This is a genomic window from Neolewinella xylanilytica, assembly GCF_002934605.1.
Lineage (GTDB): Bacteria > Bacteroidota > Bacteroidia > Chitinophagales > Saprospiraceae > Neolewinella > Neolewinella xylanilytica.
This window is the reverse complement of sequence record NZ_PTJC01000006.1, coordinates 499,464-524,385: the sequence shown is the minus strand read 5'-3', so window position 1 is coordinate 524,385 and position 24,922 is coordinate 499,464. Positions and strand designations below refer to the sequence as shown.

The 24,922-nt window shown below is 57.0% G+C and carries 25 protein-coding genes and 1 tRNA gene; 15 read left to right on the top strand and 11 right to left on the bottom strand.

Annotated features, from left to right (window positions below):
* From CLV84_RS11400 to CLV84_RS11380, 5 genes are all read left to right on the top strand, one after another.
* Positions 1 to 1,398, top strand: a complete 1,398-nt coding sequence (locus tag CLV84_RS11400; protein WP_104419919.1) for a peptidylprolyl isomerase — start codon at positions 1 to 3, stop codon at positions 1,396 to 1,398.
* 345 nt (positions 1,399 to 1,743) lie between these two features.
* A complete protein-coding gene (locus tag CLV84_RS11395; protein ID WP_104421168.1) occupies positions 1,744 to 2,178 on the top strand; it encodes a DUF2147 domain-containing protein in 435 nt (144 codons plus the stop codon).
* 93 nt (positions 2,179 to 2,271) lie between these two features.
* The gene (locus tag CLV84_RS11390; RefSeq protein ID WP_104419918.1) at positions 2,272 to 2,511 is read left to right on the top strand and encodes an anti-sigma factor; all 240 of its coding nucleotides are present in this window, start codon (positions 2,272 to 2,274) and stop codon (positions 2,509 to 2,511) included.
* A 64-nt stretch (positions 2,512 to 2,575) separates the two neighbouring features.
* Positions 2,576 to 3,085 carry a hypothetical protein gene (locus CLV84_RS11385; RefSeq protein ID WP_104419917.1) on the top strand — a complete coding sequence of 170 codons (510 nt, stop codon included), beginning with the start codon at positions 2,576 to 2,578 and terminating at the stop codon, positions 3,083 to 3,085.
* Positions 3,086 to 3,264: 179 nt separating this feature from the next.
* A tRNA-Asp gene (locus tag CLV84_RS11380) sits at positions 3,265 to 3,338 on the top strand.
* Positions 3,339 to 3,477: 139 nt separating this feature from the next.
* Here CLV84_RS11380 and CLV84_RS11375 read toward each other — a convergent pair.
* On the bottom strand, positions 3,478 to 4,356 hold the full coding sequence (locus CLV84_RS11375; protein ID WP_104419916.1) for an energy transducer TonB: 879 nt from the start codon (positions 4,354 to 4,356) through the stop codon (positions 3,478 to 3,480).
* A 99-nt stretch (positions 4,357 to 4,455) separates the two neighbouring features.
* Positions 4,456 to 5,007 (bottom strand): type 1 glutamine amidotransferase domain-containing protein, encoded by a 552-nt coding sequence (locus CLV84_RS11370; protein ID WP_104419915.1) that lies wholly within the window; start codon positions 5,005 to 5,007, stop codon positions 4,456 to 4,458.
* A gap of 98 nt (positions 5,008 to 5,105) precedes the next feature.
* On the opposite strand from CLV84_RS11370, the gene CLV84_RS11365 reads away from it, so the two are divergent.
* A complete protein-coding gene (locus CLV84_RS11365) occupies positions 5,106 to 6,581 on the top strand; it encodes an NAD-dependent succinate-semialdehyde dehydrogenase (protein ID WP_104419914.1) in 1,476 nt (491 codons plus the stop codon).
* Between the two features lie 62 nt (positions 6,582 to 6,643).
* Here the strand turns inward: CLV84_RS11365 and CLV84_RS11360 are convergent, their stop codons facing one another.
* Both CLV84_RS11360 and queE read right to left on the bottom strand, forming a co-directional pair.
* On the bottom strand, positions 6,644 to 6,853 hold the full coding sequence (locus CLV84_RS11360) for a hypothetical protein (RefSeq protein WP_104419913.1): 210 nt from the start codon (positions 6,851 to 6,853) through the stop codon (positions 6,644 to 6,646).
* A gap of 115 nt (positions 6,854 to 6,968) precedes the next feature.
* Entirely contained in the window at positions 6,969 to 7,604 is a 636-nt protein-coding gene (gene queE / locus CLV84_RS11355; protein WP_104419912.1) for a 7-carboxy-7-deazaguanine synthase, read from the bottom strand.
* A gap of 699 nt (positions 7,605 to 8,303) precedes the next feature.
* Here queE and CLV84_RS11350 point away from each other — a divergent pair.
* Together CLV84_RS11350 and CLV84_RS11345 are read left to right on the top strand one after the other, a co-directional pair.
* A complete protein-coding gene (locus CLV84_RS11350; RefSeq protein ID WP_104419911.1) occupies positions 8,304 to 8,966 on the top strand; it encodes an IMPACT family protein in 663 nt (220 codons plus the stop codon).
* A 438-nt stretch (positions 8,967 to 9,404) separates the two neighbouring features.
* The gene (locus CLV84_RS11345) at positions 9,405 to 10,514 is read left to right on the top strand and encodes a TRAP transporter substrate-binding protein (protein ID WP_104419910.1); all 1,110 of its coding nucleotides are present in this window, start codon (positions 9,405 to 9,407) and stop codon (positions 10,512 to 10,514) included.
* Here CLV84_RS11345 and CLV84_RS11340 read toward each other — a convergent pair.
* Entirely contained in the window at positions 10,511 to 11,500 is a 990-nt protein-coding gene (locus CLV84_RS11340; protein ID WP_104419909.1) for a TerC family protein, read from the bottom strand. The two genes, CLV84_RS11345 and CLV84_RS11340, sit on opposite strands and share 4 nt — an antisense overlap.
* 130 nt (positions 11,501 to 11,630) lie before the next feature.
* Between CLV84_RS11340 and CLV84_RS11335 the strand changes: the two genes are divergently transcribed.
* Positions 11,631 to 13,853, top strand: coding sequence for a T9SS type A sorting domain-containing protein (locus tag CLV84_RS11335; RefSeq protein ID WP_104419908.1), 2,223 nt, complete (start codon positions 11,631 to 11,633; stop codon positions 13,851 to 13,853).
* Positions 13,854 to 13,963: 110 nt separating this feature from the next.
* On the opposite strand, the gene CLV84_RS11330 is transcribed toward CLV84_RS11335, so the two are convergent.
* Positions 13,964 to 15,331: a pyruvate dehydrogenase complex dihydrolipoamide acetyltransferase gene (locus CLV84_RS11330; RefSeq protein WP_104419907.1), complete on the bottom strand. Its 1,368-nt coding sequence runs from the start codon at positions 15,329 to 15,331 to the stop codon at positions 13,964 to 13,966.
* A 131-nt stretch (positions 15,332 to 15,462) separates the two neighbouring features.
* Here CLV84_RS11330 and recR point away from each other — a divergent pair, with 131 nt between their 5' ends.
* Positions 15,463 to 16,062: a recombination mediator RecR gene (recR, locus tag CLV84_RS11325; RefSeq protein WP_104419906.1), complete on the top strand. Its 600-nt coding sequence runs from the start codon at positions 15,463 to 15,465 to the stop codon at positions 16,060 to 16,062.
* Here the strand turns inward: recR and coaD are convergent.
* Together coaD and CLV84_RS11315 are read right to left on the bottom strand one after the other, a co-directional pair.
* Positions 16,027 to 16,506: a pantetheine-phosphate adenylyltransferase gene (gene coaD, locus CLV84_RS11320; protein WP_104419905.1), complete on the bottom strand. Its 480-nt coding sequence runs from the start codon at positions 16,504 to 16,506 to the stop codon at positions 16,027 to 16,029. The two genes, recR and coaD, sit on opposite strands and share 36 nt — an antisense overlap.
* Before the next feature lie 8 nt (positions 16,507 to 16,514).
* Positions 16,515 to 17,408 carry a glycosyltransferase family 2 protein gene (locus tag CLV84_RS11315; protein ID WP_104419904.1) on the bottom strand — a complete coding sequence of 298 codons (894 nt, stop codon included), beginning with the start codon at positions 17,406 to 17,408 and terminating at the stop codon, positions 16,515 to 16,517.
* 53 nt (positions 17,409 to 17,461) lie between these two features.
* Between CLV84_RS11315 and CLV84_RS11310 the strand changes: the two genes are divergently transcribed.
* The gene (locus CLV84_RS11310; RefSeq protein WP_170067674.1) at positions 17,462 to 18,439 is read left to right on the top strand and encodes a glycosyltransferase family 2 protein; all 978 of its coding nucleotides are present in this window, start codon (positions 17,462 to 17,464) and stop codon (positions 18,437 to 18,439) included.
* Between the two features lie 39 nt (positions 18,440 to 18,478).
* Positions 18,479 to 19,561: a chorismate synthase gene (gene aroC, locus CLV84_RS11305; protein WP_104419902.1), complete on the top strand. Its 1,083-nt coding sequence runs from the start codon at positions 18,479 to 18,481 to the stop codon at positions 19,559 to 19,561.
* Positions 19,562 to 19,583: 22 nt separating this feature from the next.
* Here the strand turns inward: aroC and CLV84_RS11300 are convergent, their stop codons facing one another.
* Positions 19,584 to 20,186 carry a TIGR04282 family arsenosugar biosynthesis glycosyltransferase gene (locus CLV84_RS11300; RefSeq protein ID WP_104419901.1) on the bottom strand — a complete coding sequence of 201 codons (603 nt, stop codon included), beginning with the start codon at positions 20,184 to 20,186 and terminating at the stop codon, positions 19,584 to 19,586.
* Positions 20,187 to 20,261: 75 nt separating this feature from the next.
* Between CLV84_RS11300 and CLV84_RS11295 the strand changes: the two genes are divergently transcribed.
* The 3 genes from CLV84_RS11295 to CLV84_RS11285 are packed head-to-tail and all read left to right on the top strand — an operon-like array spanning position 20,262 to position 22,797.
* Positions 20,262 to 20,549, top strand: coding sequence for a DUF427 domain-containing protein (locus CLV84_RS11295; RefSeq protein WP_104419900.1), 288 nt, complete (start codon positions 20,262 to 20,264; stop codon positions 20,547 to 20,549).
* 10 nt (positions 20,550 to 20,559) lie between these two features.
* Positions 20,560 to 21,819, top strand: a complete 1,260-nt coding sequence (egtB, locus tag CLV84_RS11290) for an ergothioneine biosynthesis protein EgtB (RefSeq protein WP_245911483.1) — start codon at positions 20,560 to 20,562, stop codon at positions 21,817 to 21,819.
* A 3-nt stretch (positions 21,820 to 21,822) separates the two neighbouring features.
* A complete protein-coding gene (locus tag CLV84_RS11285; RefSeq protein ID WP_104419898.1) occupies positions 21,823 to 22,797 on the top strand; it encodes an L-histidine N(alpha)-methyltransferase in 975 nt (324 codons plus the stop codon).
* Here CLV84_RS11285 and CLV84_RS11280 read toward each other — a convergent pair.
* Together CLV84_RS11280 and CLV84_RS11275 are read right to left on the bottom strand one after the other, a co-directional pair.
* Positions 22,763 to 23,626 (bottom strand): glycosyltransferase family 2 protein, encoded by an 864-nt coding sequence (locus tag CLV84_RS11280; RefSeq protein ID WP_104419897.1) that lies wholly within the window; start codon positions 23,624 to 23,626, stop codon positions 22,763 to 22,765. The genes CLV84_RS11285 and CLV84_RS11280 overlap by 35 nt on opposite strands.
* Before the next feature lie 98 nt (positions 23,627 to 23,724).
* Positions 23,725 to 24,336: a hypothetical protein gene (locus CLV84_RS11275; protein WP_146088781.1), complete on the bottom strand. Its 612-nt coding sequence runs from the start codon at positions 24,334 to 24,336 to the stop codon at positions 23,725 to 23,727.
* Positions 24,337 to 24,922: the final 586 nt, after the last annotated feature.

Below are 24,922 nucleotides of genomic sequence, written 5' to 3'. Positions count from 1 at the left end.
ATGAATAACATCCTCGCCCTACTGCTGTGCCTTATTGCATCCAGCGTCTACGCCCAGAGCGGTACCGTTATCGACGAGGTGATTGCCCGGGTAGGCAGCGAATACGTATTGCTGTCCGAACTGGAGGAGCAGTACGCCCTGGCCGAATCCCAGACGAACGAAAGCCTGCCCGCGCAGGCTCGTTGCGCCATGCTCGACCAGACCCTGGTCGGTAAGTTGCTCTACAACCAATCGAAACTCGATAGTGTGGAAGTTACCGATAGCGAGGTGGAGCAACAGCTTAACGCCCGGATCGACCGCATCCTGAGCTACATGGGGGGGGACATCAACCAGTTCGAAGACTATTACGGTCAGAGCATCACCGCCACCAAAGAGCAGTTTCGGGAAGACTTGCGGGAGCAGCTGGCGGTAGACCGCATGCGGGCCTCCGTAGTTCGCGAAGTGAAGGTGACCCCGGCCGAGGTGAAGAACTTCTTTTCCGAGATCCCCCGAGACAGCCTGCCGTACTTCAATTCGGAGGTTGAGGTAGGAGAACTCGTTGTAAAGCCCACCGCCAACGACTCTACCCGGCAGGCTGTCACACAGCGGCTGCAGGAACTACGGGATGCCATCGTAGCCGGAGAGATTACTTTCGAGGAAGCCGCCCAGCAGAACAGCGCCGACGGTAGTGCGCGGGGTGGTGGCGACCTGGGCTGGACGCAGCGCGGTAAATTCGTTGCGGAGTTCGAGGCGGCCGCTTACAACCTCGATCCCGGGGAAATCAGTGAGGTGGTGGAAACGGAATTCGGCTATCACCTGATCAAGCTTCAGGGACGCCGGGGCAACTCCATCCGCGTTAGCCACATTCTCTTACAGCCCGCCATTACGGAGGCCGATAGGGAAGAGTCGCGAACCTTTCTCGACAGTATCGCTAACCTGATCCGCGTGGATTCCTTTTCATTCAGCTACGCCGTCAAGCGGTTTGGGTTCGATAAGGTGCAGAGCTACAACAACGACGGTCGGATGTCCAATCCCGCTAGCGGCAACACCTTCTTCGAAATCGGCGATCTCGACCCGGACGTGTACTTCGCCATTGACGAAATGACCATCGATTCCATCAGTGAAGTGATGGAATTCCGCGGCCCGACGGGCGATCCGCTCCTACGCGTGGTGCAACTGCAGTCGCGTACATCTCCCCACCGGGCTACGCTCAGTCAGGATTATGCCAAAATCCAGGACGCAACCCGTAACGCGAAACAACAGCAATACCTGAGCGACTGGATCCAGGAAAAGGTAGGTTCCACCTTCATCAAGATCGACGAACGCTACCAAAGCTGTCCCCAAATCAAAACCTGGATCGAAGACAGCCGAAAAATCACCGTCGGCGGAAGCAACGGCAACGTCGCTACCGGGAAATAGGCTTCTCCCGCTTCGGTCCAACCGATCCGATTATTAGGGGGCCATCCGAAACCCGGGGATGCAACCTAGTATAGCTAGTTCGCCGCAGTCTTGAAGCGGTACTCCGCCCCCCTGCTAAGCATGGGAACCGGAAAGCTCCGTACCGGATGCGAAACCGGAACAGCGGCCGTCGCTACCGTGGGTTGGAGGGTGTGCCCGGGTTTCGGTTTCCCGGATCTGCGAGGTTTCCCAACGAAAGCCGGCGCCTGAACCCCGCGCATGGCATGTTTCTTCTACATTAAGAAATAAAAGTACTTCCGTCAACACCATGGGCACCCCATGGTCCGTTATAGCCCCGACAACACAATGAAGCCACTACTATTCATCCTCTGTTTCAGCCTCTTCGGCACCATTTCCGCCCAGACCGACAGTCCCGTCGGCCGGTGGAAAACCATTGACGACGAATCCGGCGAGGCCAGAAGCATCATCGAAATTTACCGGGAAGGGAACGTTTATTTCGGAAAGATTTCCGAGATTCTGACCGGAAACGATGATGCGATCTGCACTGAATGCGAGGGTGAACGAGAAGGGAAGCCCATCTTAGGTATGGTGATCATTGAAGATTTATCGGTCGACAACGACGAGCCGGGAGAATGGGACGGAGGAAAGATCCTCGACCCGCAATCGGGCTCGGATTATCGGCTAAGCGTCTGGTACGAAGACGGGAACGGCGAGGAGCTCTACGTTCGCGGCAAGCACTGGACGGGATTGTATAGGACGCAAAAATGGATCCGGGAGTAACCGGAGCCTGTTTTTATAGCGGCCCGGACCACGTTTTATGCCGGGTTAGCATCTTTTGTTTGACACTTCTGAATTTACACAATTACACTTTCCATGAAGCAAGCCTTTACTCAAGAAGATTTGATAGCGTATATATACGGAGAAGCGGACAGAGACCAAATCAAGGCCACCGAGGCCGCGTTAGCCGCTGATCCCCTTCTCGTCCACCAACTTACCGAGCTGGTGGAAGCCCAAGCAAGCCTGCCCAAGGTGTTATTCACCCCCCGCCGGCGCATTGTCAAAGCCATCCTACGCTACGCGCGCGGAGAACCCGCACCACAACTTTGCTACTAGCAAATGCATTGAAAAAGCACCGTCGGAATTCCGGCGGTGCTTTTTTCATTCAATCGACAACGCTATGCTAGAATCAATTGTCAACTCGGTCAAATCGGAGATCATTTCCAATCTGAAGGAAAAGACCGGTCTCGGACCCCAGGAAGCGGAAAAAACCGTTCCGCTCGCTAAAGATTCCATTACGCAAGGAATGACCAGTGCCCTTTCCAGTGGCAACATCGGCGGCATTTTGGAAATGATCAAGGGTGCCGGCGGCAGTGCAACGGAAGGTGGAACACTGCAGAATAGCGTCTTCCAGGGAATCGCCGAAACATTCGTACATAAACTTACCGGCCAGCTGGGTCTTTCCGAAGGGGTATCCCAGAAGGTAGCCGGTATCGTCTTGCCCATGATTCTCAGCAAACTAGCTGGGAAGACCAGGGCGGCGGGCCAAAGTGATGACATCGACAAAGGATCGCTACTGGACGTACTCGGCCTGGATGCCAGCGACTTGCTCGGTGGACTGCTTGGCGGTAAGGGTAAATCCGGGGGCGCCGGAGGACTCGGGGACAGCCTGGGAAGCCTCTTCAAATGATCTTTCCGCAAATAGACCGGATCGGGACAAAGCCTTAAAATCGTAAGCCACTGAGCGCTAGTCACCTACTACGCTGAGAAGAAAAAATCGATAATTTCTGAGTTCAAGGTTTGCAAAGAACGGGAAGATGCCTGTATATTTGCCGTCGCAATCAGCACTACGGTGCGAAATTGTTATCAGGTTTGGTAGTTCAGTTGGTTAGAATGCCGCCCTGTCACGGCGGAGGTCGCGGGTTCGAGTCCCGTCCAGACCGCAAAGGGTCTCCTGTTTCAGGAGGCCCTTTTGCGTTGGTGCATCTGCCGTCCCGGGCTACGGAAATACAAACCGGTACCACAGAAAGTGGGGCGCCCTTTGTATGAGGACCCCCCACCCGATCTGGCATCAGTACAGACTCAGTTATCCAGTTGGAATTTGATCGGCATGTTGAACATCACCCGAACGGGCCGGCCACCCTGGAAGCCCGGCCGGAAACCCGCTGATTTGTGGTTGATCTGCTCCACCGCCCGAAGCGCTTCCTCCGTGCATCCTCCCGCTACTTTACGAAGCGCTTCTACGGAGGAAACCGAGCCATCCTTCTCTACTACGAAGCGGACGTAAACCGTTCCTTGGATGTTATTGTCCCTGGCGGCCCGGGGATAGCGGATTTGCTCCGCTACGAATCGAAGCAACTCCCGATCGGAGCAGGCCTTTCGCTCTTCTCCGCTTAACTGCTTGCACTGCTCCCCAAATACGGGCATGCGTTCGGCGATGATCAGCGGCTTGTTTTCTTCTTCGGGGGGCGGGGGCGGCATTGGCGGGGGTGGCGGCGTCACTTTCGTTGGCTTCGTCACTACCGGGAGGTCGAAGTAGACGGGTTCTTCCTCCAAGATGGACCGGTCTACCTGTTCGACGGATGGGGCCTCCACGTCCGGCACGGCTTCCACCACCGGAGTGGGAGGGGGCGGCGGTGGAGGTGTCGGCTTTCGGTAGGTGATGGGTATGTCGACGGAGATCTCCTCTCCCACAGTTACTTCCGGAACAAAGGAGGTTGCCGGGCCGTAATCCGTCCAATTCAACGTAAGGAAAACGGCAAAAAGCGAGGCGCTGAGCGCGAATCGATGGATGACCGGGGATAGCGAAAAGACGGCGGAGTGGGTACTTTTAGCGGATTGCGACGGCCGGGTAACCCGCTGAAGATGCCACCGTAACAGGTAAATGCCAAGGGCACAGAGCAGGCACAGCCCGACCAGTCCCAGGAGCACCGTGGTGCCGCTGAAGGTAAAGAGTTGCATGGTTAAAAATTAAAAGGGTTGGAGCGTGCGCCGGCTACGCAGGATAGCCGATAGATGCACGCTCCAACCCTTTTGGTGGTCGCTAAAGTCGATAAGAACTTAGCTTACTTCCACGCCGCTTTTAGCGAAGACTTCGATCATCTTCTTATTGAAAGCGGGGATATCGTCCGGGTTCCGACTTGACACCAGGTTACCGTCTACGACAACCTCTTCGTCCTTAACGTTGGCGCCGGCGTTTGCCAGGTCGGGGCGGACCGACTTAAATCCGGTCATCGTACGACCTTTTACTAAACCAGCCGAGATCAGGGTCTGCCCACCGTGGCAGATGACGGCAACGGGCTTGTTGGCACTGAAAAACGACTTCACGAAGGTGAGGGCGCTTTCGTTTACCCGCAGGTTATCGGGGTTGATAACTCCACCGGGTAACAGCAAGGCGTCGTAGCTTGCCGCATCGACGCTGTCGAGCGTTACATCGACTTGGTAGGAACCTCCCCAGTCGTCTTTGTCCCATGCTTTAATGGAACCAGATTGCGGACTTACGAGGTGGACCGTAGCACCGACTTCTTCGAGGGCTTGCTTAGGCTTCGTGAATTCCACTTCTTCGAATCCGGTAGTAGCTAGGGCCGCGACTTTGATATTATCGAGTTGCATAATAGTTATTTTAATTTGTTAATTAATTTCCCATATTACGGATTTGCGGACCCAAATGTTCGATATATGGCCCCTCCGTCACCCGGTAAAACCAAGCAATGAACCTACAGGAACCCAACCTATTACGGCATTCTGGATACGTTGACGGATCCTGGATTTCCGCCGATTCGGGTGCGACCTTTGCGGTAGTGAATCCCTTTAGCAATGAGATCATCACCCGGGTAGCCAACCTTGCCGAGCCGGAGACGGAGCGGGCGATCGCCGCCGCTACCCTGGCGTTCCAAACCTGGAAGCAGCGCACGGCCACGGAGCGGTCGCGTATCCTTCGCAAATGGTTCGATCTGCTCCTTGTACATAAAGAAGACCTGGCCCTGCTGATGACCGTCGAGCAAGGAAAACCCATAGCGGAATCCCGCGGGGAAGTGGAGTACGGAGCTTCCTTCGTAGAATGGTTCGCGGAGGAGGGGAAGCGGGCCTACGGTGACGTAATACCCTCCCCCCGCAGTGATGCCCGCTTGCTGGCCATCAAACAACCCATCGGGGTAGTAGCCGCCATCACCCCCTGGAACTTTCCCATCGCCATGATAACCCGTAAAGTGGCGCCCGCTCTGGCGGTGGGCTGTACCGTCGTCATAAAGCCGGCCGAGGACACACCCCTCTCCGCGCTGGCGCTGGCGTACTTGGCGGAAGAAGCCGGCTTTCCCCGGGGCGTCATCAACGTCATTCCCACCGATCGCCCCGCCGAGGTCGGCCACCTATTCACCCACGATCCCCGCATCCGAAAACTGAGTTTCACCGGAAGCACGGCCACCGGAAAAAAGCTGATGGCCCAATCCGCCGGCACCCTGAAAAAGCTGTCGCTAGAGCTGGGCGGTAATGCCCCCTTTATCGTGTTTGAAGACGCCGACCTGACGGAAGCCATAGCCGGAGCGATGACATCGAAGTACCGCAACGGGGGACAAACCTGCGTGTGTACGAACCGCTTCTACGTCCACGATGCCATCTACGATGCATTCGTACAAAAACTGGCGAAGGCCGTCCAGGCACTTAAAGTAGGAGACGGCCGGGTCGCGGATACGGAAATCGGTCCCCTGATCAATAACGCGGCCATCGATAAAGTGGACCGACTCGTAGCGGATGCAATAGAGAAAGGCGCACGGGTGGTGGTGGGTGGCGGTCGATCGGAAGCCGGTCCGCGCTGCTATACCCCTACCCTACTGGCTGAGGTGGATACCACCATGGACCTATCGCGGGAGGAAGTTTTCGGTCCGGTAGCGCCGATTTTCCGATTCACGACGGAAGCGGAAGTGATCGGGCTGGCTAACGATACTCCCTACGGCTTAGCCGCCTATTTCTACGGAAAGGATCACGCCCGAATCTGGCGGGTGGCCGAGGCCCTCGAATACGGTATGGTTGGCATCAACACCGGCTTGATCTCCACGGCGGTCGCTCCCTTCGGAGGCATCAAGGAAAGCGGTTTCGGCCGGGAGGGATCTAAATACGGACTCGAAGACTATCTGGTCGTCAAGTATTTATGCTGGGGAGGGATCAATGATCGGACCGTGACCCCGTAAACGAAGAAAGCCACGCCCTCCGGAAGAGGGGTGGCTTTCAACGGTTATTTATTGTCGGTCGATTAGGCCTGACCGGGTGAGAAATGGTTGCAGCCAAAGCTAGCTTCCGTCAGAAACTCAGTGCTGCCGCTGGCGGATTGGTTTTGTAGCACGGGCAAGACGTACTTCATACCGCTTTCGCTGAGCACTTCGCATTCACCGAAGTTCTCGCGATTCTGAACGGCGGGGGCCTCGTGTTCCCAGTGATTACAATTTTTGCAGGTGGCTTCCATGTTTATTTCTTTTAGGTTAGTAACAAAGTACACTAACATAAGCCAAATTAGCCGAATTAAGTTCGGCTAAACTACTGAAAGCCCGTTGTTTATAAGCAGACTAAATAAGTGCGCGTCATTCGATTCCCATTATTTTGTGGGTCTGCAGGCTGATGCGCCACTGGGGGTGGCGAAGGCAATAGTCCACGGCGGCGGGAGTGTGGTTATGACCCGGCTCATCCTTAGGTTGTAAGAAGAAGTGGCGGAAAGCCAGCGCCGCAAACCGCTCCGGCTGGGCGGAAGCTTCTGATTGGGGGTAAACCAACTTCATTTCATCGCCCCCCGTGACGACAAGGGGAGCATCCGCTTTCGGACTGACGCACACCCAATCGATTTGCTCCGGAACCGGCTGGGTACCGTTGGTCTCCACGGCCACTTCAAAACCCGCTTCCTGCATTGCTTCGATCAGGGGGGCATCGAGTTGCAGCAGGGGCTCACCTCCGGTACATACTACATAAGGTTGTCCACCCCCCGGCCACTGGCTCTGTACCAGTTGGACGCATTGCTCCTGCGTATAGCGCCCGCCATTCGTGCCGTCCGTGCCAATGAAATCGGTGTCGCAAAACTTGCAGACCGCCGCGTGCCGGTCCTCCTCCCGGCCGCTCCAGAGATTACACCCCGTGAAGCGGAGGAAGACGGCGGCCCGGCCCGACTGCGCTCCCTCCCCCTGCAGGGTGTAAAAGCATTCCTTAATCTTGTAGCTGCGTGGCATGGGTATGGAGACAAATCACCGGCCGTGGCGGTTGTATCGTTCTGCCCTCCTAAATAAACTACATTTTGTTTATTTACCGGAAGGTCCCTATATTCGGGTGCTCCTCACAGCCACCATCCCGCCTTTCTCCGTACACCATCCACCTTCGAGGAGCCCTTTCTCTCCAAACATAGGCATTCACCCTGTTCGCAGCCAGGTACCGGCCGGCCAGTCGTATGCCCGTTAACCTTCGATCCGCTCTTCAACCGGGACAAGCGGAAGGGCCACCGGCGTGGGCGGTGGCATGGCCGGATCGGGGGAGTCAGCGTGGCGGCGGTCGGGTGGGTTCTCCCACCCACTAATAGGAGCCGTACATCCCCTCCTCACCCCACATATCCCTTCCTCACCCCAAGTATCCCCTCCTCCCCCTACTTCGTCAAGCTGGCGATGCGGTACCAGAGCACATCCCTTCCTCAACCCAAGTATCCCCTCCCCCCCTGCTTCGTCAAGCTGGCGATGCGCTACCAGAGCACATCCTTTCCTCACCCCAAGTATCCCCTCCCCCCCTACTTCGTCAAGCTGGCGATGCGCTACCAGAGCACATCCCTTCCATATCCTAAGTATCGTTCCCCCTTATGCGCCGTTGCCGATCCTTCATTCGCCCGGCCTGCTCTACACCAACAGTCTATCTTGGGCGTTCCCTTACCAATTTAAGTCGCCGTGCCGCCCCCCTCCGCCCCCGATTGCTACCGCGTACCCACCACCCCTTCTTCCGGTGAATTTCGCGATCGGGGCAGCAAATTCGTCGCCGTGCTTCGGCCGGTCCGCAGCGAAGCGGAAGCCCTTGCCGTCGTCGAGGAGCAGCGGCTGGCCCACCCGAAGTGCAACCACCACTGCTATGCTTACCGGATCGGACCCGGTACCGATCGCTGGCGGGCCAACGACGACGGCGAGCCCAGTGGTACCGCCGGTAAACCCATTCTCGGACAAATAGACAAGGAAGGCCTCAGCGACCTCATCATCGTCGTATCCAGGTACTTCGGCGGCACTAAGCTGGGCACCTCCGGCCTGATTACTGCCTACCGGGAAGCCGCCCGACTGTCACTGCTGGAAACGGTCCTGGCGGAGCGGGTACTAACCTCCCCCATCCTGCTGGAATTCGGCTACGCCCTCATGACGCCGGTTATGGGGGCGCTCAGCCAGCTCGGACTGGAAATGGCCGATCAGGAATTTACGGAGCGCGCCCGGATAAAACTAGAAGTCAGGCAGTCGGAAAGGGAAGCGACGGTAAAGGAGCTCAAGGCCGCCATCGCCGGCGTCTACCTCGCTGAAGTCCACGATACCTTCGTGGTGGAAGGACTTACCGTTTCGCTACCCGGTTAGTACCGCCGATGGCCCGCAAACGCCCTGGCAGCTCCCTTTCGGCACCGAGGCTAAAGTCCGGGGGTACGCACCCACCCTTTAGCAACTGTCTCTCCACCTTCCGGGGAGCTGCGGGGAAACCGCTCTTCTGTTTTGCGCCGGTGCGCGGGTGCACCAGCCAATCAGGAACGGAATTGCATTCCGGCAGCCAAAACCCATCCCGCTACCAGTCCAGTAGCTGTAGTTGGTTGCCCGCAGCCTTTCGCGGCCGAACCCGGACAATGAGCGGGCCAACGGGGCTTTTTTCACGGTTTCCGGTTGCTTCCTTTCCCTGCGCGCCGGCGCCCCCTTTCTGCTGGTCGCCCGAAAGTAAGCCCGGGGGAAATTGCCGCGAACGAAGCCCCATCGCCTTCGATCGTCGGCTGAAAAGCCTATTTTAACCGGCAAGTCTACCCTCCCATGAATCGCAGAAAAATCATTCAGGGCATTGCCGCCGGCACCATCGGTCTTCCCCTGGCCCTGCGCCTCTTCGGCGGCCGGGGCCACGCCCAGTCGACCGCCGGTACGGTGAGCGGAGAACGCTTCAATTGGAAGATGGTGACCACCTGGCCCCCAGGTTTTCCTATTCTGGGCGAAGGCTGTCAAATGCTGGCGGATATGTGCCGGGAGATGTCCGGCGGCCGCCTGAATATTACCGTGTACGGGGGTGGCGAACTGGTACCCGCTCTGGAGGCCTTCGATGCGGTCCGCCAGGGTGCGGCGGAAGTCGGGAGTGGAGCCGCCTATTACTGGTCCGGAAAACTGCCGGCCGCACAGTTTTTCGCCGGCTTCCCCTTCGGCATGAACGCCCAGCAAATGAACGCCTGGTTGCTTTCCGGCGGCGGGCTGGAATTGTGGCGGGAGCTGTACGCTACCGTCGGTCTGCTACCCTTCGCCGGCGGCAATACCGGGGTGCAAATGGGCGGCTGGTTTAACCGGGAGATCAATACCGTCGCTGACTTCCGCGGACTCAAAATGCGCATGCCCGGATTAGGCGGGCGCGTACTGGAACGACTGGGAGGAACCCCCGTACTGCTGCCCGGCGGAGAAATCTACACCGGGCTCGAGCGGGGCATCCTCGATGCTACGGAGTGGGTTGGACCCTACCACGACTACATCATGGGCTTCCACGAAATCGCTAAGTATTACTATTACCCCGGCTGGCACGAACCGGGCACCAACTTTGAGTTTTTCGTAAACCTGGAGAAGTTCGGCGAGCTCCCCCCAGACCTCCAGCAGATCTTTACCATAGCTACGCACTACATCAACCTTTACACCCTCTCCGCCTTCGAGGCGAAAAATGCCGAATACCTGGCCAAACTGAAGGAGGTACCTACGCTATCCGTCCGCCCTTACCCCGAAGAGTTGCTGACCCTCGCGCGGCGCGCTTCGTTGGAGGTAATGGAAGAATATGCCGACTCGGATGCCACTACCCGCAAGGTGTACGATTCCATCCTCCGCTTTCAAAGGCTGGCTAAGCCCTGGAATGCCATTACGGAGCGGTGGTACTATGACGGTCTCGAATCTTAAATATCCGGCACTTCCGTCGGCTCTTTGATCTTGGTAGGGTCGTGGGGGTGCGGCTCGGCCGGGGTAGGTTGCAGTAAAGACAGGATCACGCCGCCGGTGAGGGTCACGAAGATGACGACCAGGCTGACCCACTCCTCGGGATGCCACACCTCGTGCAGCATCAGCTTGATGCCCACGAAAGTGAGGATCAGCGCCAGGCTGTACTTCAGCAAACCAAACTTGTCGATCATCGATGACAGTACGAAATAGAGGGCCCGCAGTCCGAGCACGGCCAGGATATTCGAGGAGAAGACCAGAAAGGAATCCGTCGTAATACCCAGGATGGCCGGAATAGAATCGATGGCAAAGATCACGTCCGTGGTTTCCACCATCACCAGCGCCACGAACAGGGGCGTAGCGTGCAGCTTGCCGGCGTGGCGGACCCAGAAATCGTGGCCATGGTAATCGTGGGTGACCGGCACGATGCGCTTCACCAATTTGATCACCGGATTCTCCGAAGGATGTACTTCCTCCCCTTTGCCAACCATTTTGTAGGCGCTGAACAGCAGGAGCAATCCGAAGACGTAGAACATCCAGTCGAACTGTTCGAGTAGGTAAACCCCGGCGAGGATCATCGCCAGTCGGAAAAATACCGCTCCCAGGATACCCCAGAAGAGCACCCGGTGCTGATATTTGGCCGGCACCTGAAAGTACCCGAAGATCACCGCGATAACGAATACGTTGTCCATACTCAGCGACAACTCCACCAAATACCCCGTCAGGTAGTTGATCATAGCGGTGTGAGCCGGTAGATCGGACTCCACCCAGCCGTTAGAGTATGCTAAGTAGATAAATCCACAGAAACCGATTCCGATCGTCATCCAGAGCCCGGTTTGCCCGAGCGCTTCCCGGGTACGGGGGACATGGTCCTTCGCGTTCAGGACGAACAGATCTAAAAAAAGCAGCAAGGCCACGAATACGGCAAAGCCAATCCAAATGATGGGCATATTAAAACGTTATGTGCCTTATAACAGGTGGTCTGTAGGTATGTTTCAACCCCGGAGCTGCCACGTTCCCGACATTGTACGTCAGCCGTAACCGACCTGCCGGCACACCTCAGTTCATATCTTTAGGCCAATGAAAACGCGCGGTAAATGGTACGTTCTGGTGTTCGCGCTAGTGGTGTTGGCCCGGACCGCGGTAGCCCAGTCGGTACCGGAACACAGCGTCGCGCGAAAGTGGAATGAGGTTTACCTCACTGCCATCCGCAACGACCTGGCCCGTCCCGTCGTTCACGCCCGCAACTTATACCACAGCGCTGCCGCCATGTACGACGCCTGGTCGTTGATCAACCGCAGCGGCAGCCCGGCCCTGATGGGACGCACGCGCCCCGGTTATCGTTTGCGCATCGATCCGGCAACGGTTCCGGACTATCCGGACAAATCCGCCGCCAGCCGGGAAGCCATCAGCTACGCAGCCTACCGCCTGCTGCTACATCGCTACCGGGATGCCCCGGGATTCAAGCTGATCGCCCGCCAGGCCGATCAGTTGATGACCGAATTGGGTTTTGATCCGCAGGTCATCACCGAAAATTTTGTCGCTGAGGGGCCGGCAGCCTTAGGCAACTACATCGCCGCGGAGATTATCGCCTACGGGACGACCGACGGGGCAAACGAGCGGAGATTGTACGAAAACGACGGGTATCCCGCCCCGGGTAACCCGCCGCTCGTACTGGGTAATCCGCTCAGCATCCTGGAAGTCGAAAATCCGAATCGCTGGCAGCCGCTCGCTTTCCCCGGGGTAGTGATCGATCAGTCGGGGAACATTCTCGACGGTAACGTACCCGGCTTCCTGGGGGCCACCTGGGGAAAGGTCGACCCCTTCGCGATTCCCGAATCCGCCAAAACCATTTCCACCGACCAGTTCCCTACCCCGGCCCAAAGCCCCGTTTACCATGACCCCGGCCCGCCCCCCTTTTTCAATCCGACGGATACCGCCGAATTCAATTTCTACCGCTGGAATTTCGAAACGGTACTGAAGTGGTCCAGCCACCTCGACCCGGCCGACGGCGTGCTGTGGGATATATCTCCCGGAGCGAGAGGGAATATCCCAGATGCCCTCCCCCGTACTCCCGCCGAATACCGGGCGTTCTATAAGCAGCACGAAGGCGGGCAGCCCGGCACCGGCAGGGCGGTGAACCCGGTTACCGGTCTGCCCTACCCGCCAAATGTCGTTCCCCGCGGAGACTATACCCGGGTGTTAGCCGAGTTCTGGGCGGACGGCCCGCAATCCGAAACGCCCCCCGGCCACTGGTTTTCCATCCTGAACACGGTCATGGATCATCCCCTCTTCGAACGGAAGCTGTACGGCCAAGGACCTGATTTGCCGGCCCTGGAGTATGACGTGAAGATCTACCTGGCCCTCGGGGGCGCCATGCACGATGCGGCCATCACCGCTTGGAGCATTAAGGGCAAGTACGACTACGTCCGCCCCATCACCGCCATCCGCTACCTCGCGGTACGGGGCCAGGCGACCGTGGTGGACCACCCCCTTTACGAACCAACCGGCATCCGGCTCGATCCGGGCTTCATTGAGTTGGTTGACAGTGCGCACGAAGTGGTTAATACCACGATTGGCATGACCGTCAAGGCGCGCGCGTGGATCGGAAATGTCTTTATCGACGATCCGGACTTGGAGCAGGCCGGGGTAGACTGGATCAATCCGACGGTCTGGGAACCCTACCAGCGACCGACTTTCGTCACGCCCAACTTTGCCGGATACATTTCCGGTCACTCCACCTTCAGTGCCGCCGCGGCTACCGTACTGGAATCCCTCACCGGCAGCCCCTATTTTCCGGGCGGAGTCGGGGAGTTCGTGGCTGATAAAAACGAGTTCCTGGTTTTCGAGGAGGGGCCTAGCCAGGACATTGTTTTGCAGTGGGCTACCTACCAGGACGCGGCCGCCGAAACCAGCCTGAGCCGCATCTGGGGCGGGATACACCCCCCGGTCGATGACATCCCGGGCCGACGGATCGGGCGGATCGTAGGTCAGGATGCCGTCCGGCACGCCGATAGTTTGTTCGCGGGCACCATCGCCCTTCCCGCACCACTCCCCCGGCCTGCATACGAACTGTCCGTGTTCCCGAACCCGGCAGGAAACGGACAGATCGTGACCGTAGAAGTTTTCCGCCAGGATCCCCTCGATGGACCGCTTCGGGTGTACAACGGCCTCGGACAACTCATCGCCTCCACCGAAGTAGTCCGGTCGCAGGCCCGGATCGAAGTGTTCGATTGGCCCCCGGGTATCTATTTCCTTCAGCTGGGGGACGGAGGGGTAACCGGCAAACTTCAGGTCCGATAGCCACCCCACTGTGGCCCTCCCTTTCGGGCGGGATAGCCCATCAGAACGATGGCATCAAAAAAGGGGTGCCCGACTTGTCGAACACCCCTTTTTAGTCGCGGACCGGCCGTTTACACCATCAGGCGGATCGGATCCTCCAACGTAGCTTTAACGTCATTCAAGAACTGTGCCGCGGAAGCTCCGTCAACTACCCGGTGATCGCTGCTCAGCGTCACTTTCATGATTTTGCCGGGCACTACCTCCCCGTCGCGAATAACGGGCTTGTCGTTAATACCGCCGACCGCCAGGATGCAGGCATCGGGCGGATTGATGATGGCCGTAAACTCTTCGATGCCGAACATACCCAGATTGGAGATCGTGAAGGTGTTGCCCGTCATTTCATCTTGGGAAAGTTTCTTATTCTTCGCCCGGCCGGCCAATTCCTTGACCTCGGTGTTGATTTGGCTCAGCGACTTCATATTGGCGTAGCGGATCACCGGTACCAGCAAGCCGTCCGGGATCGCCACGGCGACGCCGATGTTGACGTCTTTGTTCACGCGGATGTGGTCGCCCTGCCAGCTGGAGTTGATCGCCGGGTGCTTGGGCAGGTTGACCGCGCAGGCCTTCACCACCAGGTCGTTGAAGCTAATCTTGACCGGCGCGACTTCGTTGATCCGCTTGCGCATCTCCCATACCTTGCTCATTTCGATTTCCACCGTAACGTAAAAGTGGGGAGCCGTAAACTTGGACTCTCCCAAGCGGCGAGCGATCACTTTCCGCATTTGGCTCACGGGAGACTCCTCAAAGTTGGCCCCTCCGCCGCCAAAGGCGAAAGCAGGAACTTTCTGCTGCGGCTTCTCGACATCCACGTTCGGGCTGGGCTGTTGGGCGGGTACGGGCTGCGGGGTTTTGGGTTGGGCGGCGGGCGCAGGTGCGGTGCTGGCGGGAGCCGTTTTCGCTTCCTCGATGTCGCGCTTGACGATCCGACCATTTTCCCCGGAACCACTGACGGATTTCAGGTCGATGCCGGCCTCTTTTGCCATGGCCCTGGCCAGGGGGCTTACTTTCAGCCGGTCGTCATCACCGGTTTCTTCGGTAGTAGTGCGGGCGGGAGTTGCCGGGGCGGCATCTTCGGGGACGGTTGGTTGCCCGGATTGATCCGAGGTTTCCCCTCCGGACTTTTCTTCCTGGCCTCCACCGGAAGTGCCTGCATCGGCCGAACCGTTGCCACCCGCGCCTTCGATGGCGGCTTTCCAGTCCTCGCCTTCTTCCCCGATCACGGCAATGACGCCGTCGATCGGAACGGCACCTTCCTTTACGGCAATGTGGAGCAGGGTTCCTTCGAAGAAGGAATCCAGTTCCATGGTGGCCTTGTCGGTTTCGACTTCGGCCAGGGTTTGACCAGGTTCAACGGCCTCTCCCTCTTCGACGAGCCAGGCGACGATATTGCCTTCTTCCATTGTATCACTCATCCGGGGCATGCGTATCACCTCAGCCATTTCTTCTTCTTTTTAGTTTGTTGTCAGAGACCGGCAAATTTGCGGCCTATGTACGGGATAAACAAACTGAATGACCGGCCGATTGTTTTTTTCTTACCAACCGTATTCCCTCGCTCGCCGTTCCATCGTCCATGCAATTTTCCTCCCGCCTTATTGAAGATGCCGTGAATGCCTTCGCTTCCCTGCCGGGGATTGGCAAAAAAACGGCCCTTCGCCTGGTCCTCGATTTAGTCCAACGTCCCACCGAAGATAGCGTCCAGCTGGCCCGCTCCATTGCCGGAATGCGCGAGAACATTCAGCACTGCATCACTTGTGGCAACCTGAGCGATCAGACTGTCTGCGCCATTTGCCGGGATCGCCGCAGGGATACGTCCATCATCTGCGTCGTGGAGAGTATTCGCGATGTAATGGCCATAGAGGATACCCAGCAGTACCGTGGGTTGTACCACGTTCTGGGTGGGGTGATCAGTCCGATTGAGGGCATCGGTCCCGCGGATCTCAACATCGATACGCTGATCAGCCGGGCCAAGTCGGAAGAGGTCGAGGAGATCATCATGGCGATCAGTCCGACGATCGAAGGCGAAACCACCATTTTCTACCTGAATAAGCAATTGGCCGATACCGCCGTGCAGGTCAGCAGCATCGCCCGCGGGGTCAGTTTCGGCGGCGAACTCGAATACGCCGACGAGGTGACCTTAGGCCGGAGTATCGTAGCGCGGCGGAAGCTCTAGCTGGGGCGGAAGGAACGGTCGGGCGTCTCCCCCACCCTTGATGATCTCGCGCACGATGGTGGAGCTGATGTGACTGTAAGCGGGTTGACTGATCAAAAAAATGGTTTCCAGCCCTTCCCCTACGATCTCGTTCAACTGGGAGATCGTCTTTTCGTAGTCGAAGTCGCTGGCGTTGCGCAGGCCGCGGAGCAGGTACCGGGCCCCGATCTGCTTACAGTAGTGGGCGGTCAACCCCTCGAAACTATCTACGCTGATCCGGTCATCGCCGGCGAACACCTCCCGTAACCACTCCATGCGCTGTTCCAGATCAAACAGGTAGCTTTTCTGACTATTGACGCCTACGGCCACGACAACCCGGTCGAAGAGGGGTACGGCCCGCTTCACCAATTCTACGTGGCCGGTGGTGATGGGGTCGAAGGATCCGGGGAAGACGGCGGTTTTCATACAGAAATTCAAATTTGTCGGGAGGAAACATACCGTCCCCACTCAAAACAATACTTGGTGAGACTATCGGCCAATGCATTTTGCCAGTAATAGCCGGACTTCAATACGAACCTAGCCATGTTAAACGGAACGCTGTAACCAGTAATAATCGCCATACGCTTTATAAATTCCCAGCTTGTTAGTGGGAAATTATCGCGCATTCCTATCCCGTCTCTGCCTGATGCATAGGCCAGTGCTAGGTGGCCGCGAAGTGTATACTTGTAGGGTTGGACTAAATGTTCCATGGTAATATCAGGATCGTAGAAAAGTTGACAACCGTTTGCTCGCAGTTTGCGCTGAAACTCGTCTTCCCCCGCTCGCCCAATCTTCTTCCCTATCATGCTTAATCCTGGTGTAAATCCGTCGACTTCTTCCCAGGCACTCCTTCGAATAGCCATAATTCCGCCAAATAAATATTCATCCTCCTTTATCTCTCCAAAATTTAATCGGGAAGAGGGGCACATAGGTTTTGTATAGTACTTAAGAATCCACTGAGGAGGCGGAGAGCTAAACCAGTGGGTGTATCCTCCTCCTAATCCGTCGAACTCTGCATTCTCCAATCGATTATGGAACTTTTCAACGAAATCAGGAGCTAACCGTATGTCATCATCCAACAACAATACCCAGGGCGTTTTTGCCTCGGCCATCCCCCGGTTTCTAGCGTGCTGTAATCCAATTCGCGGCTCTTCTACGTAATCAGCACCAAATTGCTCCGCGACTCGTTTGGTTTCCACCCTAACCGCATTATCGACAATCAGCAGAGCGTAAGTTTCCCGGCTAAGGGTTTGATGAAGCAGGGTACGAAGACTACTTTCGAGTAGCTGCTCACGTTGGTAGGTGGGAATGACAATAGTCAATAGCATAGGCAAAAGTAGGCAATATCAACTGCCTCGTATAACTGTTAATAGCTCAATCCGTGCAGGTTACGATTATCATCCCGGTGTACAATGCGGTACCCTTTCTTTCCCAAACCGTTAATTCTGCTATCCGGGCGGGGGCGCAAATAAAAGGAGAATGGGAGCTAATACTAGTGGATAACAACTCAACGGATGGGAGCATCCATATTCTCGAACAATACCAAACCCAGTATCCCAAGCGTGTAAAACTTCTCCGGGCCGCTACGCAAGGAGCGCCTTCAGCACGCAATGTGGGACTGGCGGAGGCCAGGGGGGAATGGGTGCAATTTCTCGATGCTGACGACCTGTTGGATGATCGTAAAATAGCTGATCAATTGAGCCTGGTAAAACCTACCACAGACTGGGTGATCGGCGCTTACCGTAATTGCTGGCCGAATGGCCTTGTTACTAACCATTCCCCCTATCAGGACCCGTGGAAGGGATTGGTGTACAATCATCACTTAGGCAACACTAATGCTAACTTCTATCGTCGATCGATCATAAAAAATGTAGGTGGCTGGAACGAGTCTACACCTTATTACGACGACCCCAACCTCCACCTCCGCTTACTTATGCACAATGCTACATTCCTGATCGATCCCGAAATACGCAGCACTTATCGCCAACACGAAGGAAAATCCCGCGTAACCAATGGAGCAAAAGCTCCCCAGGCAAAACAATCCATGGAGTTAGTAGCATCGACCGTTACTTACCTATCTCGCAAACAACCGGGGTACTTTGAAGCTAATGCATCCTATTTTTTAGGCGCTTTACTCCGCAGCATAAGGATATTTGCCACCTATGACCTCACCGCAGCTTCCCAGGCATACCGTACCTATTTCGGATCACCCAAGCGGTGGCCACTCACGGGCCCCTACCAACTACTGCCCAAATACACCCGCCTCTACCCCTACCTGGGCTTCCGCAACCTCGAACGATTGCGCCTCGCCCTGGCCGGCGTAATTCCCGGGGAGCTTAAACGGATGCTAAAGAGCTAATGCAATACCTTAGCCCCCTAACCCCTTAGCCCCCCACCCATGTCAGGCAGCACCCACGGCACCCTGTTCCGCGTCACCACCTTCGGAGAAAGTCACGGCATCGGACTGGGCGTAACCATTGACGGTTGCCCCGCCGGACTCGACCTGGACGTGGAAGCCATCCAGCGGGAAATGGCCCGGCGTCGGCCCGGACAAAGCAAGATCGTTACCCAACGCCAGGAAGGCGACCTGGTAGAAATCCTCTCCGGCACCTTCGAAGGCAAAACCACCGGTACCCCCATCGGCATGGTTATCTACAATCAGGACCAACGCAGTAAGGACTATAGCCACATCCACGACAAGTACCGCCCCAGTCACGCCGACTACACCTTTACCGCTAAGTACGGCCACCGGGATTATCGCGGCGGCGGCCGATCCTCCGCCCGGGAAACCGCGGCCCGCGTAGCGGCCGGCGCCGTAGCCCAACAACTGCTCGCGTCCCTGGGGATCAAAATCCGGAGCTACGTCGACCAGGTCGGGGCAATTCAAACCGGCAAGGACCACGGTGCACTCGACCTCAGCCTCATCGATTCCAATGACGTGCGTTGCCCCGACCCCGCAGCGGCGGCCGAAATGGAAACGAAAATCCTGGAAGTCCGTAAGGCGGGAGATACCATAGGGGGGGTCGTCAAATGTGTCATCTCCGGCGTGCCCGCCGGCTGGGGGGAACCCGTATTCGACAAGCTCCACGCCGACCTCGGGAAGGCCGTATTAAGCATCAATGCCTGCAAGGGATTCGAATACGGCAGCGGTTTCGCGGGGGTAAGCCTACGGGGCAGTGAGCACAACGATGCCTTCTATACCGACGAAGCCGGTAACACCCGTACGCGGACCAACCGGAGCGGTGGCATCCAGGGCGGCATCTCCAATGGAGAGGATATTTACTTCCGCGCCGCCTTCAAACCCGTGGCTACCATCATCACCGACCAGGAAAGCATCAATGAAAGTGGCGAACGGGTAACCGTCACGGGAAAGGGGCGCCACGACCCCTGCGTATTGCCAAGAGCAGTGCCCATCGTCGACGCGATGGCCGCCCTCGTCCTGGCCGATCACTTTCTCCGATCGCGCAACAACCGCCTCTAGCGGTTGCGATACCCGGGCTTGATCAGGGCATGGTCCAGCCATAACCCAGCCAGTCCTCCAGGTGGTCCACATCGGAGAGCGGAGCCAGAGTTGCCACGGAAAGCCCCTGCTCCCGCGCCCGCGCCATGGTTTCTTCAAAAACGGTTTCCGTACTCCAGACCATGTTGTTGAACAGGAAAGGATGCGCGTGCCGCATCCCGATCAGGTAGTAGCCCCCGTCGTTGGCCGGGCCGATGACCAGTTCGTGCGTAGTGAGCTCCTCGAAGGCCTGGTGCAGAAGCTCGGTAGTTACTCCCGGGCAGTCGCTGCCGATGACGATGATTTTGTCGTGCCCCCGCACAAACGCGTGATCGATGGCCGCCGCCATCCGTTCACCCAATCCCGCTCCCACCTGGACTAATTTGATGAACTCCCGGTTCGGCCATTCGTCAGCCGGATCCACCCGATCCGAATAGTGGAGGTAACGGGTCACCCCTTCCAATCCGAGTACCCGATCGCGGGTGTAGCGCATCAGGATCCGGTACATTGCCACCGCCTGCTCGTCACCGACGTCCTCCGCCAGCCGGGTTTTCGTTTTACCGGCAACCGGATTTTTAACCATGATGATGAGGGCTGGGCGTCGCATGCCGGCAAGATAAGCCCGCACCCATCGCAAACCATAGCCAGCCCCCCCGGTTATATCACACCCAGTACCCCAATCATGATGCAAGCGAGTTGGAACGGACGTATAGTAGCCCACAGCGCGGAAACCAAAGTGGTCGAAGGCAATCACTACTTCCCGCCCCAGAGCCTGAACCGGCAATTCTTTTCGGACAGCGCCACCACCTCCCACTGTGGATGGAAGGGAGACTGCAACTATTATAACCTGGAAGTAGACGGTAAATCCAACCCCGATGCAGCCTGGTACTATCCGGAACCCTACGACCGGGCCGAACACATCAGGGGGCACGTCGCGTTTTGGAAAGGGGTTAAAGTGGAAGAAATTTAGACTCGTTACCGTGACCACACCTACAACGGCAATCACCGCTATTGCCCAACAGTACACCCGCGTTCGGCAGCAATCGATTCGCCTCTGCGAGCCGCTTGAAGCGGAAGATTACACCGTGCAGCCCGTTGACGACGTCAGCCCGCCCAAATGGCACCTCGGCCACTCCACCTGGTTTTTCGAAAATTTTCTCCTCGTCCCGAATCTCCCGGACTACCAGCTATTCGACGAACGACTGAACTGGTTCTTTAATAGTTATTACGAAAGCCAGGGGCCCCGTATCCTGCGCAGCAACCGCGGCAACATGACCCGCCCTACCCTGGCGGCCATCCTCGATTACCGGAAACACGTCGACCGGGCGATGGAACAACTCCTGGACCGGGGAGAAGCGACCGTAGAAGATCTCACGGAGCTGGGGCTCCATCACGAGCAACAGCACCAGGAACTGCTGCTTTGCGACATCAAATACATCCTCGGGAGCAATCCGCTGTACCCTACTTACCGCAACGAACCCGACCGACCGACCGTACGACAACCGCATCGCTTCATTCCGGTGGCGGGAGGACAGTATTCGATCGGTCATGAAGGCGCGGGTTTCCGCTGGGATAATGAGCTGAGCCGCCACGACGTCCTCCTCCAGCAATTTGGCATCGGGTCCCGCTTGGTCACGAATGGCGAATACCTTGAGTTTATGGAAGACGGTGGCTACCGCCGTTTCGAACTCTGGCAGATGGACGGCATCGCCTGGGCCCGCACGCTCCCGGTAAAGGCTCCCCTGTATTGGTACCGCGAAGGCGACGCCTGGAAACAGTACACGCTGAATCGGGGGCTGGCGGATCTGGATCCGGATATTCCCGTCACCCACCTCAGCTGGTACGAGGCCGACGCTTATGCCCGCTGGGCCGGGGCGCGGCTGGCCACCGAATTCGAATGGGAGGTTGCGTGCCGACAACTCCAGCCCGACGTACCCCGTCACGGAAATTGGGTCGAGCGGGAGGATTTTCATCCGCTTGCCGCTACCTCGCTCGATGATCATCAACTCATGGGGCACTGTTGGGAGTGGACCAATTCGGCCTACCTTCCCTACCCCCGATATCCGCGCCCGGAAGGTGCATTAGGGGAATACAACGGCAAATTCATGATCAACCAGATGGTGCTCCGGGGCGGAAGCTGTGCCACGCCGGGAAGCCACATTCGCCCCACTTACCGCAATTTTTTTCAACCAGAAAAGCGCTGGCAATTCACCGGTATCCGATTAGCAAAAGACCTATAGCACATGACCGTTTCCCACACCTCCCCCACGCTTTCTACCTTCGCGGACGATGTAGTCCAACACCTTTCCGGCGAGCGCCCCCGGTTGAATAGCAAATGGTTCTACGACGAGCAGGGGAACACCCTGTTCCAGTCGATCATGCAAACGCAGGAGTACTACCTCACCGATGCGGAAAAAGAAATCTACGGCAGCTGCGGTAAGGATTTGCTACGGTATCTCGATCGCCAGCCCTTCGATCTCATCGAGCTTGGCGCCGGTGACGGCACCAAAACCCAGCACCTCATCGAACGCCTGCTCGCCGAAAAAGCCCGCTTCGCCTACCGGCCGATCGATCTCAACGGTAGTGCCCTGGAAGAATTAAGTGAACTGATCAATTTCCGTTGGCCCAAATTGGACTTCGAGCCCATCCAAGCCGATTACTTCGAGGCCCTGAATCGCCTCGGGAATTCCTCGGGAGGCCGGCGGCGCCTGCTACTCTTCCCCGGTGCCAACATCGGCAACTACACTCCGGGAGAAGCGGTGGACATGCTCAAAAGGCTACGGCAATTTCTTGCGCCCGGGGACATGCTCCTCACGGGCTTCGACCTTAAGAAGGATCCCGCCGTCATTCTGGCGGCCTACAACGATGCGGCTGGATACACGGCAGCTTTCAACCTCAATTTACTTACCCGGATCAACCGGGAGCTTAAAGCAGATTTTGTCCTGGACTGCTGGCGCCACTGGGAGACCTACGACCCGGTCACCGGCGCGGCGAAGAGTTACCTCATTCCGATCGAGCCACAAACCGTTCACATCGGAGCGGCAGGCCGGAGCTTCAACTTCCGCGCCTGGCAACCCGTGGAAGTCGAGATCAGTCAGAAGTATAGCCTGCGCGAGATCGAAGGTATGGCCGACGCGGCCGGTTTTGAATTCGTGCGCCACTTCCAGGATAGTCAGCAATACTTTACAGATAGCCTATGGCGGGTAGCCAACCACTGATCCACCATTTTAGCTTCAGTAGATCCAGCGCCTTCAAGTTGCCCGTTTCCAGTACGTATTTCTCCAGTACTTCCTCGGGCACATATCCCGAGAGGGTAGAAAATTTGGGGTAGCGGTCGGCGAACGTCGTCAGACGGGTTCGAAGGGTAGGATGCTGCTTCCGCAGCAGCCGGAGATTCTCCACCGCTTTCTTTTGCTTGGCGAGAAAAACCCGGTTACTTTCCAGCCCCAGGTGGACCACCGGGTTCTCAATGTACTGGATCGTAATTTTCGCGGGAACCAGTAATTGTCCCCATAGGGTATCCTCGTGCCCGTAGCCGTCGACGTCGGGGAACGGATTAGCGAGCATGACTTCTCGCCTGACCAGAAAGTTATTGCTCTGAAAAAACCGATTGCGGCGGCGCGCAGGAGCCAAGGCTTCCCGCCGACGCCCGTAATGCCAGTGCAGAAATAATTCAGGATCCGCCGGGCGTTCTATGGCGTAGGTAGTTCCGCCAACGACGACTTCCGAAGAAACGTGGGCGGCATAATTCTCTAGCAGCGTGGGGTTGGGCCAACTATCGACATCCAGCATGATCAGGTGCTCACCCGTAGCTTCCCTCGCCATCAGGTTTCGAATGGCCGCCCTCCCGATATTTTCGGGCATCTCCCGGTATCGGACCGAAGGCAGGTCCAGTAATTTGCGATTTTCGCACTGCCAGGAAGTACCGCTGGCGTCGTCGTAAACCAGTATTTCAATCGGGGTATCCAAAGCGATCGCCTGCCGCCGCAACTCGTTGGCTAATGGACGCGCATCGTAATGATAAACCGGAATACATACGGATAACATATCAGTAAGGAGCTAAGGGGGCTAGGTCCAGTGCAGTTAAACCGCAACTTTGCTAGCGGGGTTCGTAACCAACCATAACGGGTAGTCAGTAAAACGAGCTAGCCTGACTTTAATTTCCTGGTAAAACCACGTAAAAGCCTACGCGCTTCCGGCGTTGGAGCTGCGAGGTAGCGGAGCGGGAGCCCTTGTTCCAAGCGATAGGCGTCTTCCACCAGAGCGGCCATCTGTTCGTAGTTAAAGTCGTCCAGGCTATAGGCACCCCGTAAGCCCTCCAATCCACCGTAGTCATATCCCATCCGACTCCGCTGGGCTGCCAGGGCGCGCGGTATGTAAATCGCTCCGCGATTCACATACTGCCATACGTGCACCACCTCATGGACTAATATGGGTAGCGGAATGGGTCCCCAGCTATTGATGGTGTGGAAACTGACATAAATTAGGCCGTACCGCCGCGGGCCGATACGCGCGCGCTCGTCCAGCCGGATACGGTGATAAGGCACCGAATCCCCGAAGATGGGATAGAGGAGGTTGACTTCGCTTTCCGAAAGGGGGCGTATGCAGGAACTGAGCAGATTTGAAACCCGCTCGTAGCTATCGAAGAGAAACAGCAGGTCACACAGTTGAAATACCCGGTCTAAACAGGCTGTCCGGACGGCAGATCGGGGCAGGGGGCGCAGCATCCGCTGCCAGCGAAGTCGTAGAGGAGACATCAGATCAGGTCCGTTGAGCGATAGGGTGGTAAAGCTAACGTGACTGCCCCGAAGTGGCATCCGTAATCTGAAAAGGTTGCTGTAGGGGCAGGATTCGAACCTGCACGGGGCGGTTAGCTACTTTTCATTGCTCCGGAGAGCAACGCTCACGCGGAGCATTGAACGGTAGTTTATTCCGGCTTCCCCACCCGCGAGACAAGCGGGCATGGCTGCCAATTTCATCACCCTACAAAATGCCTGGTCGTCTGGATAGCAGACTAGGATCAGGATATATGCTGTAAGGGCAGGATTCGAACCTGCACGGGGCGGTTAGCCCGTTTCTACGCTCCGCAGAGCGGCGCTCGCGCCGAGCGTAGATAGGGTTTATCCCGACCTCCCCACCCGCGAGACAAGCGGGCATGGCTGCCAATTTCATCACCTTACAATATTCAAACGATGCCGTCGCTTCGTCCTTGCAATAGCAAAGATGCAACGTTTTGGACTTATTATGCAAATCTATTCAACGAAAAGATAAAAACTATTTAAATATTATAACGCATAGATCCATTTATTGAAAATGCATTAACGAATTGGTTTGAATTCGTCG

Bases quoted from the DNA above. Each gene is read 5' to 3' on its own strand.
- CLV84_RS11275 (WP_146088781.1), bottom strand. From the start codon at position 24,336: ATGTCTCCTCTACGACTTCGCTGGCAGCGGATGCTGCGCCCCCTGCCC.
- CLV84_RS11280 (WP_104419897.1), bottom strand. From the start codon at position 23,626: ATGTTATCCGTATGTATTCCGGTTTATCATTACGATGCGCGTCCATTA.
- coaD (WP_104419905.1), bottom strand. From the start codon at position 16,506: ATGAAAACCGCCGTCTTCCCCGGATCCTTCGACCCCATCACCACCGGC.
- CLV84_RS11300 (WP_104419901.1), bottom strand. From the start codon at position 20,186: ATGCGACGCCCAGCCCTCATCATCATGGTTAAAAATCCGGTTGCCGGT.
- recR (WP_104419906.1), top strand. From the start codon at position 15,463: ATGCAATTTTCCTCCCGCCTTATTGAAGATGCCGTGAATGCCTTCGCT.
- CLV84_RS11390 (WP_104419918.1), top strand. From the start codon at position 2,272: ATGAAGCAAGCCTTTACTCAAGAAGATTTGATAGCGTATATATACGGA.
- CLV84_RS11375 (WP_104419916.1), bottom strand. From the start codon at position 4,356: ATGCAACTCTTTACCTTCAGCGGCACCACGGTGCTCCTGGGACTGGTC.
- CLV84_RS11365 (WP_104419914.1), top strand. From the start codon at position 5,106: ATGAACCTACAGGAACCCAACCTATTACGGCATTCTGGATACGTTGAC.
- aroC (WP_104419902.1), top strand. From the start codon at position 18,479: ATGTCAGGCAGCACCCACGGCACCCTGTTCCGCGTCACCACCTTCGGA.
- CLV84_RS11345 (WP_104419910.1), top strand. From the start codon at position 9,405: ATGAATCGCAGAAAAATCATTCAGGGCATTGCCGCCGGCACCATCGGT.
- queE (WP_104419912.1), bottom strand. From the start codon at position 7,604: ATGCCACGCAGCTACAAGATTAAGGAATGCTTTTACACCCTGCAGGGG.
- CLV84_RS11340 (WP_104419909.1), bottom strand. From the start codon at position 11,500: ATGCCCATCATTTGGATTGGCTTTGCCGTATTCGTGGCCTTGCTGCTT.
- CLV84_RS11295 (WP_104419900.1), top strand. From the start codon at position 20,262: ATGATGCAAGCGAGTTGGAACGGACGTATAGTAGCCCACAGCGCGGAA.
- CLV84_RS11335 (WP_104419908.1), top strand. From the start codon at position 11,631: ATGAAAACGCGCGGTAAATGGTACGTTCTGGTGTTCGCGCTAGTGGTG.
- CLV84_RS11385 (WP_104419917.1), top strand. From the start codon at position 2,576: ATGCTAGAATCAATTGTCAACTCGGTCAAATCGGAGATCATTTCCAAT.
- CLV84_RS11395 (WP_104421168.1), top strand. From the start codon at position 1,744: ATGAAGCCACTACTATTCATCCTCTGTTTCAGCCTCTTCGGCACCATT.
- CLV84_RS11400 (WP_104419919.1), top strand. From the start codon at position 1: ATGAATAACATCCTCGCCCTACTGCTGTGCCTTATTGCATCCAGCGTC.
- CLV84_RS11285 (WP_104419898.1), top strand. From the start codon at position 21,823: ATGACCGTTTCCCACACCTCCCCCACGCTTTCTACCTTCGCGGACGAT.
- CLV84_RS11370 (WP_104419915.1), bottom strand. From the start codon at position 5,007: ATGCAACTCGATAATATCAAAGTCGCGGCCCTAGCTACTACCGGATTC.
- CLV84_RS11360 (WP_104419913.1), bottom strand. From the start codon at position 6,853: ATGGAAGCCACCTGCAAAAATTGTAATCACTGGGAACACGAGGCCCCC.
- CLV84_RS11330 (WP_104419907.1), bottom strand. From the start codon at position 15,331: ATGGCTGAGGTGATACGCATGCCCCGGATGAGTGATACAATGGAAGAA.
- CLV84_RS11315 (WP_104419904.1), bottom strand. From the start codon at position 17,408: ATGCTATTGACTATTGTCATTCCCACCTACCAACGTGAGCAGCTACTC.